Annotated in this window: 13 protein-coding genes; 6 read left to right on the top strand and 7 right to left on the bottom strand. The window is 64.3% G+C overall.

All coding sequences use genetic code 11. The features are described 5' to 3' along the window. Nucleotides 1-59: 59 nt before the first annotated feature. Entirely contained in the window at nt 60-1,142 is a 1,083-nt protein-coding gene (locus K9F62_07245) for an IS110 family transposase (protein UJX42456.1), read from the top strand. A gap of 422 nt (nt 1,143-1,564) precedes the next feature. Here the strand turns inward: K9F62_07245 and K9F62_07240 are convergent, their stop codons facing one another. The 3 genes from K9F62_07240 to K9F62_07230 form a co-directional block, all read right to left on the bottom strand. Further along, nucleotides 1,565-3,430 (bottom strand): carbamoyltransferase, encoded by a 1,866-nt coding sequence (locus K9F62_07240; protein UJX42455.1) that lies wholly within the window; start codon nt 3,428-3,430, stop codon nt 1,565-1,567. 11 nt (nt 3,431-3,441) lie between these two features. Further along, a complete protein-coding gene (locus K9F62_07235) occupies nt 3,442-3,591 on the bottom strand; it encodes a DUF5989 family protein (protein UJX42454.1) in 150 nt (49 codons plus the stop codon). An 80-nt stretch (nt 3,592-3,671) separates the two neighbouring features. Beyond that, entirely contained in the window at nt 3,672-4,088 is a 417-nt protein-coding gene (locus K9F62_07230) for a hypothetical protein (protein UJX42453.1), read from the bottom strand. Between the two features lie 216 nt (nt 4,089-4,304). Between K9F62_07230 and K9F62_07225 the strand changes: the two genes are divergently transcribed. Beyond that, nucleotides 4,305-4,559 (top strand): hypothetical protein, encoded by a 255-nt coding sequence (locus tag K9F62_07225; GenBank protein ID UJX42452.1) that lies wholly within the window; start codon nt 4,305-4,307, stop codon nt 4,557-4,559. A 247-nt stretch (nt 4,560-4,806) separates the two neighbouring features. On the opposite strand, the gene arfB is transcribed toward K9F62_07225, so the two are convergent. The 4 genes from arfB to K9F62_07205 all read right to left on the bottom strand — a co-directional run bounded on the left by arfB (nt 4,807) and on the right by K9F62_07205 (nt 8,709). Then, on the bottom strand, nt 4,807-5,238 hold the full coding sequence (gene arfB, locus K9F62_07220) for an aminoacyl-tRNA hydrolase (protein UJX42451.1): 432 nt from the start codon (nt 5,236-5,238) through the stop codon (nt 4,807-4,809). 11 nt (nt 5,239-5,249) lie between these two features. Further along, a complete protein-coding gene (locus K9F62_07215) occupies nt 5,250-5,930 on the bottom strand; it encodes an anaerobic ribonucleoside-triphosphate reductase activating protein (protein UJX42450.1) in 681 nt (226 codons plus the stop codon). Between the two features lie 106 nt (nt 5,931-6,036). Continuing rightward, entirely contained in the window at nt 6,037-7,182 is a 1,146-nt protein-coding gene (locus K9F62_07210) for a pyridoxal phosphate-dependent aminotransferase (GenBank protein UJX42449.1), read from the bottom strand. A 63-nt stretch (nt 7,183-7,245) separates the two neighbouring features. Next, nucleotides 7,246-8,709: a dynamin family protein gene (locus K9F62_07205; GenBank protein UJX42448.1), complete on the bottom strand. Its 1,464-nt coding sequence runs from the start codon at nt 8,707-8,709 to the stop codon at nt 7,246-7,248. Between the two features lie 170 nt (nt 8,710-8,879). On the opposite strand from K9F62_07205, the gene K9F62_07200 reads away from it, so the two are divergent. The 4 genes from K9F62_07200 to K9F62_07185 all read left to right on the top strand — a co-directional run bounded on the left by K9F62_07200 (nt 8,880) and on the right by K9F62_07185 (nt 12,171). Next, on the top strand, nt 8,880-10,640 hold the full coding sequence (locus K9F62_07200) for a hypothetical protein (protein ID UJX42447.1): 1,761 nt from the start codon (nt 8,880-8,882) through the stop codon (nt 10,638-10,640). Continuing rightward, complete coding sequence (locus tag K9F62_07195) at nt 10,633-11,190, top strand: type I restriction enzyme HsdR N-terminal domain-containing protein (protein ID UJX42446.1); 558 nt, start codon at nt 10,633-10,635, stop codon at nt 11,188-11,190. The genes K9F62_07200 and K9F62_07195 overlap by 8 nt, the downstream gene beginning before the upstream one ends. Nucleotides 11,191-11,295: 105 nt before the next feature. Next, complete coding sequence (locus tag K9F62_07190) at nt 11,296-11,721, top strand: MarR family transcriptional regulator (GenBank protein ID UJX42445.1); 426 nt, start codon at nt 11,296-11,298, stop codon at nt 11,719-11,721. Between the two features lie 48 nt (nt 11,722-11,769). Next, nucleotides 11,770-12,171 (top strand): pyridoxamine 5'-phosphate oxidase family protein, encoded by a 402-nt coding sequence (locus K9F62_07185; GenBank protein UJX42444.1) that lies wholly within the window; start codon nt 11,770-11,772, stop codon nt 12,169-12,171. The last annotated feature ends 83 nt before the right edge of the window (nt 12,172-12,254 follow it).

The raw sequence follows: 12,254 nt of genomic DNA, 5'->3' as shown, positions 1-12,254 counted from the left end.
AACTGGCTGATAGTGCCAGTAAATGTGCTCGTAGACACAAACGAGGCGAGGAGACCAACATGGCAGGACAAGCGTTATCCCAACTTCAAGCGTTTGTGGAGGCTTCACAAGGTCGATCTTTTTTTGTCGGATTGGATGTCCATAAAAATAGTTATTTTGTTGCGTTACGTCGGTTTGATGGAGTCGTCCACACCTTGGTGATGTCGGCGAGCCCGCAGGCTCTGATCGACAAATTGGCCGCGGTGGGCGTCACCGTGGCCATGGCGGCCAGTGAATCCGGGCCGACCGGATTCACCCTGTCCAGAGCGCTCACAAAGGCAGGGATTCCCAATCTCGTGGCGGCTCCCAGTCGGATTCCCCGCCCCGTGGTCTGGGGCGCAAAAACAGACCGGCTCGATTGCGTCAAACTGGCCGATTACGCCGCCAAGGGGATGCTGCGTCCCATCGCCGTGCCGACCGAGGAGCAAGAAGCCCAGAGGAGCCTGGAGCGCCGACGACACGATCTGGCCGACGACCTGCGTCGTGTGAAACTGCGCATCCATTCCCATCTGCTTTTTTTGGGCCTTACCGAACCACCCAATCTGAAATACTGGAGCAAGGTCGCTGTAGCATCCCTGCTTAAACTGCCCATGCATCAGGCTGCCCGGTATACGCTGGAAAGTTTTGTGCGGGAGATGCATGCCATCACCAGCGAATTGTCCCTCGTTGAACAGCAACTTGAGACAATTTGCCGCCAGGGAGAGCATGACAAAGTCATCAAGTGCCTGCGCACCGTGCCCGGTGTGGGGCCGCTCATCGCCGCGACCTTCCGTCTGGAGTTGTTTCAGCCGGAACGTTTCAGCCGGGCCGAAGAGGTGACAAGCTATCTGGGACTTGCCCCCATGGTGCGCCAGAGCGGCGAGAGCAAGGGCCGGGCCAGGTTACGGCCCGTGGGGCAGACCAAACTGCGAAGTCTTTTAGTGGAGGCGGCCTGGAAATGGCGCGCACACGATCCGAAGGCTCAGGCCTGGTATCACAAGTTGCTGGGGAAAAGCGGCCTGGCCCAAAAGGCCATCACAGCCTTAGCTCGAAAACTGGCCATCATTTTGTGGCGGCTGAGCCTGGAGAAACGAGCGTACCGATTTGAGGCGGTTATGGCGTGAAACGGCGGCGGGCGAGGATCACGCCGGCTCTGGGAAGCCCCGTGCTCCTCGCCCGCCAAGAGGGTATTGCAGCGCCAACAAGGACCTGTGGCAACGAGTAGGGAAGACTGAAAGCCTAACAGCCAACAATTTTTCGGATTGGTCGCGGAAAAGTCTGGCCGCATGGCGGCGTTTCTCAAATGGCGAAAATCCGAAAACTACCGAATCGGTACTTGGCGCTTCGGGCGCGAATAGGAAACGGGCGGTTAGACTGCGTCAGCCGGCTTGACTTTGGGCCACATAGGAAAGACTTTTGGCGGTTACAGAGTGATAGCGTTGCATCATCTGTAATCGTTAGAAGTTTTTGGGAGGGGAGAGCGCGAGAGGGGGACCCTTTTTTCAAAAAGGGTCCCCCTCTCGCATTCTCTTCCTTCTCTTTTGGCCTAATCCAACTCGTATTCGTCGCGCCAGTCGCCGGATTCGGCGAACTCGGGCTGTTTTTCCTTGTCGAACAGGCAGTCGCCGATCACGAGGTAATCCATCTCGGTGCGCATGAAGCAGCGGTAGGCGTCCCAGGGCGTACACACGATGGGCTCGCCGCGCACGTTGAAGCTCGTGTTGACCACCACCGGGCAGCCGTGGCGGGCGTTAAACGTGCTGATGAGCTTGTGGTAGCGCGGATTGGTGGCCGCGTGCACGGTCTGGATGCGCGCCGAGAAGTCCACATGGGTGATGGCCGGAAGCTTGGAGCGCTCGACGTACAGCCGGTCGAACATGGGCTTTTGCCAGTAGCCCTCGGGCAGATCGAAGCGCAGCTTTTCGGCCACCGGGGCCACCAGCAGCATGTAGGGCGAGGGCCGGTCCTGCTCGAAGCAGTCGGAGACGGCCTCGGCCAGAACCGAGGGGGCAAAGGGGCGGAACCCTTCGCGGTATTTGATCTTGAGGTTGAGCTTTTTCTGCATCTCCGGGTTTCGCGGATCGCCCAGAATGCTGCGGCCGCCAAGGGCCCGAGGACCGTATTCCATGCGGCCCTGGAACCAGCCGACCACCTTGCCGTCGGCCAAGAGGTCAGCGACCCGGGCGCAAAGCGCGTCGAAGTCGTCATAGACGTCGCAGGGCGCGTCATTGCGGGAGGCCACGCGCAACGCGTCGCGGCGGGTGAACTCCGGCCCCAGGTACGAACCGGCCATGCGGTCCATGGCCCCGTCTGGCAGCGGCGCGCGTTCGTGTCCGGCCCAGACGTGGTGGGCGGCCAGGGCCGCGCCGAGGGCTCCGCCGGCATCGCCGGCCGCCGGCTGGATCCAGATGTCGTCGAACACCCCGGCCCGCAGCAGCTTGCCGTTGGCCACGCAGTTGAGCGCCACACCGCCGGCCATGACCAGATTCTTGCAGCCCGAAAGCTCGCGAGCCGTCTTGGCCAGAAGCATGACCACGTCTTCGGTGACTTCCTGGATGGCCAGGGCCATGTCCATGTGCTCCTGGGACAGTTCCGACTCGGCGGCGCGCTTGGGCAGGCCGAAAAGTCGCTCCCACTTGCCGTCCCGGCACATAGTGAGCCCGGTGGCGTAGTCGAAGTAGGCCATGTTGAGCAGCATGGAGCCGTCGGGGCGCAGGTCGACCAGTTCGTCCAGGATCTTTTGCTTGTAGGTCTCCACCCGCTCCGAGCCGGCGATGCCGTAGGGAGCGAGTCCCATGAGCTTGTATTCGCCGGAGTTGACCTTGAAGCCGCAGTAGTAGGTGAAGGCGGAATAAAGCAGGCCCAGGGAATGCGGGAAGTCGAGTTCGCGCAGGAAGGTGATGTCCTTGCCGCGCCCGACGCCGATGGTGGTGGTGGACCACTCGCCCACGCCGTCGATGGTGAGGATCGCCGCTTCGTCGAAGGGCGAGGGATAAAAGGCCGAGGCGGCGTGGGACAGGTGGTGCTCCGGGAAAAGGATGCGCGGCTTGCCCCGGCCGAGCTTGGCCAGTTCCTCGCGCAGCATCTTCTTCATGAAGAGCTTTTCCTTGATCCACACCGGCATGGCCGACAGGAAGCTGACCACGCCGCGCGGCGCGAACCCGTGGTACGTCTCCATCAGCCGCTCGAACTTGAGATACGGCTTGTCGTAGAAGGCGACCGCGGCCAGATCGGACAGAGCGACGCCGCCTTCCTCAAGCACGTAGGCGGCGGCTTTGCGGGGAAAGGAGGCGTCGTGCTTCTTGCGGGTGAAGCGTTCCTCATGGGCGGCGGCCACGATGACGCCGTCGCGCAAAAGCGCGGCCGCGCTGTCGTGATAGTAGGCGGAAAGCCCGAGTATGTATTCGGCCATGGACCTACCCGTTAAAACAGGGTGTAGATGAAAGGCGCCACGGCCGTGCCGCTGGTCAGCACGACGAGGACACCGAAAAGCAGCAGCACGAGGATGATGGGCAGCAGCCAGAATTTTTTCCGGACCCGCAAAAATCCCCAAAGTTCACGCAGAAATTCCATGAAGCCTCCACAAGCCGCCACAACGCGCCAATCGGCGTCCGGTCGGGGCGGCAAGGTTCTCGCCGATGGCGCGCCCGGCGTCAAAACGGCTGTTCGATATCCGCCGCAACAAAGGTGTGGTCCCGGACCCGGAAAGCCGAGTCCTCGCCCTTGCCGAACTGTCGCATCCGCATGGGATCCTTGCCGCCAAGGGTACGCAGGACGCCCATGGGCGTGAGCACCAGGTAAAATATGAGGGAAAGCAGCACCTTGGACATGACCATGCCCATGACGTTGGACAGGCCGAACCACAGCTTGGCCACGGGCTTGTAAAGCGCCGGCGCGATCATATCCAAAAGCAGCAGCAAGGCGGCGATGGTCGCGTAGCGAATTTCCCTGGTGACGAAGAAGACGATCAGGCTGACCAGGACGAGGGCCATGCCCGTATCCTTGGCCTGTTCCCGCGTGGCCGACAGCCAGAAGGATTTCTTCTGGCGATTTTGTTCCAGTGAAGACATGGGGTGGTCGCTCCGAATTGGGCTTTGGCGTCCTGCCGGATCGGGCCGCCAGGACAGATTCCCCTAGCCCGGGGGGGCGTGAGCGTCAAGGGAGGCCGCGCCGGGGGGAGGCAAGAAAGGAAGCCGCCTGCGCAAGTGGCGTAAGCCCCGGACTGTTCCTTTATTTTTCCCAACCAGCGTCTTGACTTCCTCGCCTCCTGGCCCCATGGGAACCCTATGACGCTCCTGTTCGACGACACCAAAAAGCTGGAAAAGGCCCTCGGCGAAGAAGCCGCCGGGGTGCTCATAGGCATTCTGGAAAAACAGGATGAGGCGGCCAAGCGAGAACTCGCCACCAAGCAAGACCTCCGGGAGCTCGAGCTTCGCTTAGTGGCAGAACTGGCCAAGCTCAAAAACGACCTGACCGTGCGCATGGGGGCGCTTTTGGCGGCCACCGTAGCGATAATCGCCGCGCTGAAACTTTTTTCGTAACCCTCCCAACAGCACTCTCAAGGCCCCGGCTCCGGCTGGGGCCTTTTTTTTTCTGACTGAGGGAAAACTTTTCAAGGGGGATATGCCCTCTTCCAAGACTTCAAGGAGGGAAACGGCTCCCCAAGCTGAATAACAAACCAACACCATTAAAAAATTTAGGAAAGGGAGAGCGCGAGAGGGGAGAACCCGTTGCAAAAGGGTTTCCCCTCTCGCATCCTCTTCCCTCTCCTCTATCCTTATCCTTCTCCTATTCTTCCACTCTGGAGCGTTCCCGCTTGCGCGCGCCGTGGCGCTTTTTGGTATCCAGGCGGCGCAGTTTCGAGGCCAGGGTGGCCCGGGTCTTGCGGCGGGGGGGCTTGGGCGTCAGCACGGCGCGCAGGAGCATGACGAACCGCTCCACGGCCAGTTCCTTGTTGGCGGTCTGGCTGCGGCTGGTCTGGGAGCTGACCTGCAGCACCCCGTCCTTGCCGATGCGTCCGCCAAGGCCGGCCCGAATGCGCTCCTTGGCCGCCGGGGACAGGCTCGGCGAGGCGTCGAGGTCGAACAGGAGCGTCACGCGGGAGCTCACCTTGTTGACGTGCTGTCCGCCGGGGCCGCTGCTGCGCGAGGCGGTAAACGTCAGCTCGGCCAGGGGGATGGCCACGCCGGGCGTGATGCGCAAAATATCGGACGCGTCCATGGGGGGATGCCTTACGTTCGCACGTCGATGGTCAGGCGCGGGGCGGCGGCCTGAAGCCGGCTGACGAGCCGCGCCGGAAAGGCCGGCGGGGGGGTGTCCCCGCCCTCGGGAGCCGGCCCCGGACGAAAGATTTGCAGGCTCCAGCGAAGCGCGCCGGCCGTGGCCAGTTCCCCGGCCAGGACGGTCAGGCTCTCCTCGTCCAGGAGCCCGGGATGCCAGGTGGTGCGGATCTCGAACGGGATAGCGCCCCGCAACAGCATAGCCAGGCTGGCGAACACCGCCGCGCCGCTGTCGGCATCGCCGGTCAGGCGCGCATAGGCCGCGCGCGGCGCCATCACGGCCAGCCCCACCCAGTCGCAGGCAGGCAGCACGGACGCCAGCGCCTCGGGGAAAAGCCCGGTGGTATGGAGTCCCGTCAAAAAGCCCATATCTCGCGCGTCGGCCAGGGTTTCGGCCATGCCGGCCAAAAGCGTGGGTTCGCCCCCGGAAAAAAGGACCGCGTCCACCTGTCCCCGCCGGCTTTCCAGCCAGGACAGCACCGCCGCCGGATCAAACGTCCCGCCGGCCTCGGGCCGCGCCTGGCTGAAGGGACAGCCCCAGGGATCGCCCGGGCAGTAGATCATGGTTGCCAGGGCGTCGGGATAATCGAGGGGCGAAAGCGGCGTGACGCCGCCGATGGTCAGTCCTTCCACGGTGGTTGCCTTTCCCGGTCGCGCTGCCTTTTCTTTCCCCGACAGCCATCCGGGCGTCAAGGGCATGGGGGACGGGGAAAACGGATTGCGGAAGGACGTCCGCGCCTCAGCCGCAGTGGTCGCTTACGTAGCGGCCAAGCCTTTCCAGGCCTTCCTCGATATTTTCCAGGGAGTTGGCGTAGGAAAAACGCAGGTGCCCTTCCCCGCCGGGGCCGAAGTCGATGCCCGGGGTCACGCCCAGATGCACCTTCTCCAGGATGTCGTAGGCCAGGGCCAGGGAATCCGGGTTCAGGTGGTCGGCGCGCACGAACACGTAAAACGCGCCCGTGGGCTCGGTGCGCGGCGACAGGCCGAGTTTTTTCAGCCCGGCAAGCAGCGCCTTGCGCCGCGTGGCGTAGGTCTGGCGCATGGTCTCGGCCGCGGCCAACCCGTCCGGCGACAGGGCGGCCAACCCGGCCCACTGGGCCACGGAAGAGGCGCAGATGAAAAGGTTCTGTTGGAGTTTTTGCAACAGCCCCATCATGGAGCACGGCGCGACAAGGTAGCCCAGGCGCAGTCCGGTCATGGCGAAACGCTTGGAAAAGCCGTTTAGGACCAGCGCGTCCTCGGAAAATTCCAGGGCGCAGCGGGCCCGGCCGCCGTAGGTCAGGCCGTGGTAGATCTCGTCGGACACCACGGGCAGCCCCGTGGCGCAGGCCGCCTCCATGGCGGCGTCCGGGAGCAGGGTGCCGGTGGGGTTGGCCGGCGAATTGACCAGAATGCCGGCGGTCATCTCGGAAACGTTGGCCGCGATGGACTCCGGGGTGAACTGGAAGCCGTCCTCCTCGGCCACGGGCACGTAATGGGGAATGAGGCCGGTGAAGCGCAGGAAGTTGGGGTAGCAGGCGTAGGCCGGGTCGGTCAGCAGCATGTTGGCCCCGGGCCGAGCCAGGGCGGCAAAGGCCAGCAGCATGGCCGGCGAGGTGCCGCCGGTGACCAGGATGCGGTCCGGGGTGATGCGCACGCCGTATTCGTCGGCGAACAGGCGGCAGATGGCCTCGCGCAGTTCCGCGATGCCAAGGCTGTGGGTGTAGTGGGTCTTGCCGTCGGTTACGGCCTTTACGGCGGCTTCCTTGACGCAGTCCGGCGTATCGAAGTCGGGTTCGCCGATTTCCAGATGGATCACCCGGTGGCCGGCCGCCTCGATGGCGTTGGCCCGTTCCAGGATGTCCATGACGAGAAACGAAGTGATGTCCTTGCAGGCGGGATTCATGGCTACGGTCCGGTAGGGGATTGTCGGGCGCGGCGGCAGGGGTCGCCGCGCCCGGGGTGAAGATCAGTCGATCATGGATTCGGGGACCGGCTGGCACACGCCCGAGGGGTGGGCGTAGCGGTCGTTTAACGACTGGATGTATTTCTCGCTGTCCGTAATGACCGAAGACAGGGTATTGCGGGCCTTCTGGCCCCAGCCGGCCGGCTCCATATAGTAGATCGAGCGCCAGGGCGCGGTGTTTTTCGCCAGGGCCCGCATGAGGCCCTCGCGCACCGGACCGTGGGGATAGGCCTTTTCCACCATCCGCGCCACGGCCGTGGCCGACCATTTGCGGGCCAGATGATGCAGCCAGCTGCCGCCGCCCAGGCATAAAAGAAGAAACGGTATCCAGCGCCAGGATTCGGCAAACACCCAGCCCAGCCAGCCCGGCACGACGCCGTTGCTGAAGGGATGGCCGGTGAAAATATACAGCGCCGCGAGGACCAGCGCCACCCCGCCGAACACCAGGGCATCGCGCCGCAGCGCGCCCTTGCGCCAGCGCATGAGCATGCCCCGGATTTCCGGTACCCGCAGGTCTTCCACCTCCCGGGCCAGCTTCTCCAGGTCGCCGACGATACGGTAGGCCCGCTCCACCCGCACCTGGTCCATGCGGTTGTGGATGGCGGCCAAGTCCGCGTCGCGCTTGGCCTCGAACCGCGCCCGCAAGGCGTCGTCGTCGATGGGCATGGCGGCCGAGGGCGAATAGATGCGGTAGAACTTGCCGGCGGTCAACCCCTGCTGGGCCAACGCCCGCTGCCACGCCCCCACCACCTCCTCGGGGTTGTCCTCCCGGGCGGCGATGTCCATCTGGTTGAGAATGTAGATGAATTTATTGGAGTCGCGGCGGTTGATGGTGGCCGCGACCAGGTGGGTGAGCGTGTCGCGCATGGCCCCGGGCTCGGGCCGGCGGGCGTCGAACAGGACCAGCACCAGATCGGAGAGGTCCATGATGTGATTGGTGATGCGCAGGGTCGCCGTGCGCTGGGCGTCGGCGTCGAAGCCGGGGGAGTCGATGAGGATGAGCCCGCGCAGTTTGTCGCTGGGGCTGGTCTTGAGCCGGATGTAGGAATCGATGCGCCCGCCCTCGCCGGGCTCCACCTTCTCCAACTCCTCGCTCATCTTGTAGAAGGGAAAGCGCAGATCGGCGTTGAGCGCCGTGCCGGGCAGCACCCGGGATTCGCCGGCGGCGTTGTAGCAGATGACCGTAAACTTGTCGTCCACGGCATGGGAGCCGGTTTGCTGCACCGGCATATCCAGGTAATAGTTGATAAACGTGGATTTGCCGGCGGAAAACGGCCCCAATATGGAAATAAGCGGCCACCAGGCGATCTGGGAGATGGTGGACTGGTCGTTGGCGAGAAGCCCGAGGCCCCGGCAGACCTTGTCCAGCTTGCCGAAGCTCTCCACCGCGTCGACCAGCAGCGGATTTTCCAGTTGCAGGTGTTCCTTGAGGCTGGCCAGCCTGTCGCGCAGTCGCCCGTCTTCCATACGCCCCCCGCCTATGTAAAGAATGGCTCTAACTACCCTAAACTTCGCGCTTCGTCGAGACGGCGGCGTCGCCCGGAGGAAACCAACCGCCCGAAACCCGCTGAAAAATCCTTGCCCCCGGCGTAAGATTGCCGCTATCCCCGGAAAGCCCCCGGGCACGAAGCCAGGATATGTCCGCACCCGAAACCCCATATGCCGCCCCGGCCGATGCCCGCCGGCCAGACGCCGCGCCCCGGCGCGTTCCGGCGTCATGGACATGGACAGGGACCTGGACCGGCACGGCCGTCTACTGGGCCGTGGCCCTGGCCGGGACGTATTTTTTTTACGGGGCGTTTCTCTTCTCCGACCGCGTGGGCATTCTGGACTGGGGCAAGGACCTTTTTTATTTCCACTTCCTCTACGACAGCCTGCGCTCTTTCGGCCGGCTGCCCCTGTCGTTTTTGGCCATCCCGACGGACATCACCTGGTTTTCCACCCTGCAGGACCTGTCCTACTGGTCCAACCCGGAAGTCATAAGCCTGTCCCCCTTGCTGCCGCTGGCCTGGGTGCTGCCGTTTGCGGCCTTCATGAAGGCCTATTTCGGGCTGCACCTCCTGCTCGCCATCGCCGGCGTGCGCCTGCTGGCCACACGGACCGGCCTGGCCACCGGGCAGGCTATCGTGCTGCTGGTCCTTTTTCTCTTCAATCCCTGGCTGGTGCAGCATCTCGCCATCGGCTATTCGCCCCAGATCAGCCTGTGCCTGACGCCGCTGCTGGCCGCCCTGCTGGTCGGCAGGCGTTTTCGGCCGCTGGCCTGGGCCGGGGCGTCGCTTGTGGCCGCCTGGATTTTCTACCAGGGCGCGCTGCACCTTTTCGTGTGGCTGTGCATGGCCGTGGGACTTTACCTCGCGCTTGACGCCCTGCTCTCCAGACGCGCCGACGTGCTGTGGCGGACGGCCTTCTTTTTTACGGGCACGGTCCTGCTCGTTTCGCCCAAGGCCTACGCCGTGTCCAAGGTCTACGGCGGCTGGACGCGCATCCCGGCCGGCGGCTACGGCTCCCTGGCCGACATCTGGGGACTTCTGACCGACGCCGTCTTCCCCATGTTCCGGTTCCCGGAGACCTATTCCAAATACAACGTGGCCTTTTACGACGGCTCGCTCCTGGTCGGCGCGGCCTTTGTGGTTCTTGTCGGCTGGCTGGCGGCGGAATACCTGGCGCGACTGCGCCAAAACGATCCCCGGCGTCTTCGCGACGCGGCCTGCCTGCTTTGTGCCGGCATCTTTCTCGTCCTCGGCTGGGGCACGGTCTGGCGCACCGTCTCCCACTGGCTGCATCTGTCCTCGGCCGAAATCTATCCCTTCCGGTTCCTTTTTATCGCCTACAACTTCCTGATCTTTTTCGTGGCCGACCGGTTGGGCCGCTTTCCGGCAAAAGCCGTGGCCCGGTTGCGGACCCTGGCCCTTTACGCCCTGCTCGCCGCCACCTGCCTGACCTTTTACGGCCGCAACCGGGAGCTCATGCCGTACCTGACGGAGAATCCCAACTTCTACGGCGCGTTTTCCATCGCCGATTTCTACAAGGACCGCATCATTGCGCTGGCCGGCGACACCCGTCTGCCCGTGACCGCGACGCCGACCGGCGTCACCCTCATCCCGGCCGGCATCCCCGGCCAGCGCATGCGTCTGCCCTGGCTGCCCTGGAAAGCGCGCGCCCACTACCGCTTCGAAGGCGCACAGCCCGTTGCCGAAGCACCGGACAGCGGCACCATCATCGAGGTGACGGCGTCGGTGCGGCCCGTGGTCGTCATCCCCGACGACAGCCATCGTTTCGCGCTGTTGGGCTTCGCCGCCCTGGCCTTTGCCGCGCTGACGGCCGGGACCGTCTCGCTCAATCGCCGCCGGCCGGGCCTTTTCACGGCCGAAACGCTCAAGGAGGCTCGCCATGCATGAGGAATCGCTGGGCAACGTCATCCGCGACTACCTGACCGGCGAGGAAGTCGCCGAAACGTCCTACGAAGAGTTCCGGCAGGCCCTGGCCAGGCTCCTGGTGGAGGAAAAAGGCTATCCCAAGGATCGGCTGACGCCCAAGGTCGGGGTCTGCTTCCCCATCGAGGACAAGGACTACACCCGCATGGTGGACCTGCTCGCCGTGGACACGGACGGCAAGCCGCTCCTTTTCATCATCTTCTGCTCCGGCGAACCCGGCTCCTACGTCCGCGAGGCCCTGGCCGCCGCCCGCCTCTACCAGGGCGGCCCCGTGCCCCTGGTCGCCGTCACCGACACCCACGACGCCGTCCTGCTCGAAGCCGCCACAGGCCGCGAACTCGGCCACGGCATGCGCGCCCTCCCGTCTTTTACGGACGCCATGGCGGCAAACGCCCCCATCCCGGCCCTGCCCGAGGACGCCCTGGCCCGGGAACGACGCATCCTCTTCGCCTACAGCGAATTCCTCGCCGACGGCTGCTGCCAGGGCGCCTGCCGGCCCACGGCGCGCAAGTAAGTCCCCGCCCAGGGACACCGGCCGCAACCGGCGGGCGCAGGCCCTGTCCGGCCAGGACCTTTTTTTGGTGTTGACAATGGTTCGACGTAGAACTATTCGACACCCATGCGCACCGACCACGTCATCGCCCTGATCGCCGACATCCGCGAGCGTGCCCACGAATGGATCGTGGCCGAGCTGACGCGCCGGGGGCATCCGGGCATCGTGCCCTCCCACGGCGCGATCCTGGCCCGTCTCTACGACCAGGGGCCCATGGCCATGAACGCGCTGGCGACGGCCATCGGGCGGCGCAAAAATACCGTCACCGTGCTCGTGCGCAAGCTCGAGGCCACCGGCTACGTCCGCCGCCAGGGCAGCCCGGACGACAGCCGCGTCACCCTGGTCGCCCTGACGGACAAGGGCGAGGCGTTTCGCGGCGATTTCAAGGCCGTGTCGACCGTCCTGCTGGCCCGGGTCTGGGGCGGCATGGACGACGCCCGGCGGCAGGAGCTCGTCGCCGGTCTGGAAACCGTGCGGGACAACCTGGGCTAAAAAAATTTGCCCAACTGGTTCGATGTCGAACAAAAAAAGGAGCATTCCATGCGCGAAGTCATCGATTTCCTCAAGACCAATTCCACCGTGTTCCTGGCCACCTCGGATGCGGGCGCGGCCCGGGTCCGGCCCTTCCAGTTCCAGTTCGAGCAGGACGGGCGGCTGTGGTTCTGCACGGCCAAGAGCAAGGAAACCTATGCCCAGCTTGTGGCGGACAACCGGCTGGAGCTGTCCTGTTGCAGCGAAAAGATGGTCACCTTGCGCCTGGCTGGGACCGCGGTCCTCGACGACGATCCGGCGGTCAAAAAGCGCATCATCGACGGCAACGCCCTGGTCCGCTCCATCTACGGCTCTGCGGACAACCCCGACTTCACGACCTTCAGCATCGACCACGGTCGGGCCATCCTGTTCGACTTCAGCGGCAATCCCCCCAAGACCTTCACCTTCTAACCCGCACGCGCTCTTCACGGCGCCAAGCAAAAGGGGCCGCCGAAATACCGGCGGCCCCTTTTTTCGCGTGAATCGCATCAGCC

Source organism: Desulfovibrio sp. JY, assembly GCA_021730285.1.
Taxonomy (GTDB): domain Bacteria; phylum Desulfobacterota; class Desulfovibrionia; order Desulfovibrionales; family Desulfovibrionaceae; genus Solidesulfovibrio.
Note: the sequence above shows the minus strand (reverse complement) of the source record. Positions and strands in the feature narration are given on the sequence as shown.

What these genes read in the sequence shown, in the direction of transcription:
- K9F62_07245 (UJX42456.1), top strand. Translation starts at nt 60, where the DNA reads ATGGCAGGACAAGCGTTATCCCAACTTCAAGCGTTTGTGGAGGCTTCA.
- K9F62_07240 (UJX42455.1), bottom strand. Translation starts at nt 3,430, where the DNA reads ATGGCCGAATACATACTCGGGCTTTCCGCCTACTATCACGACAGCGCG.
- K9F62_07235 (UJX42454.1), bottom strand. Translation starts at nt 3,591, where the DNA reads ATGGAATTTCTGCGTGAACTTTGGGGATTTTTGCGGGTCCGGAAAAAA.
- K9F62_07230 (UJX42453.1), bottom strand. Translation starts at nt 4,088, where the DNA reads ATGTCTTCACTGGAACAAAATCGCCAGAAGAAATCCTTCTGGCTGTCG.
- K9F62_07225 (UJX42452.1), top strand. Translation starts at nt 4,305, where the DNA reads ATGACGCTCCTGTTCGACGACACCAAAAAGCTGGAAAAGGCCCTCGGC.
- arfB (UJX42451.1), bottom strand. Translation starts at nt 5,238, where the DNA reads ATGGACGCGTCCGATATTTTGCGCATCACGCCCGGCGTGGCCATCCCC.
- K9F62_07210 (UJX42449.1), bottom strand. Translation starts at nt 7,182, where the DNA reads ATGAATCCCGCCTGCAAGGACATCACTTCGTTTCTCGTCATGGACATC.
- K9F62_07205 (UJX42448.1), bottom strand. Translation starts at nt 8,709, where the DNA reads ATGGAAGACGGGCGACTGCGCGACAGGCTGGCCAGCCTCAAGGAACAC.
- K9F62_07200 (UJX42447.1), top strand. Translation starts at nt 8,880, where the DNA reads ATGTCCGCACCCGAAACCCCATATGCCGCCCCGGCCGATGCCCGCCGG.
- K9F62_07195 (UJX42446.1), top strand. Translation starts at nt 10,633, where the DNA reads ATGCATGAGGAATCGCTGGGCAACGTCATCCGCGACTACCTGACCGGC.
- K9F62_07190 (UJX42445.1), top strand. Translation starts at nt 11,296, where the DNA reads ATGCGCACCGACCACGTCATCGCCCTGATCGCCGACATCCGCGAGCGT.
- K9F62_07185 (UJX42444.1), top strand. Translation starts at nt 11,770, where the DNA reads ATGCGCGAAGTCATCGATTTCCTCAAGACCAATTCCACCGTGTTCCTG.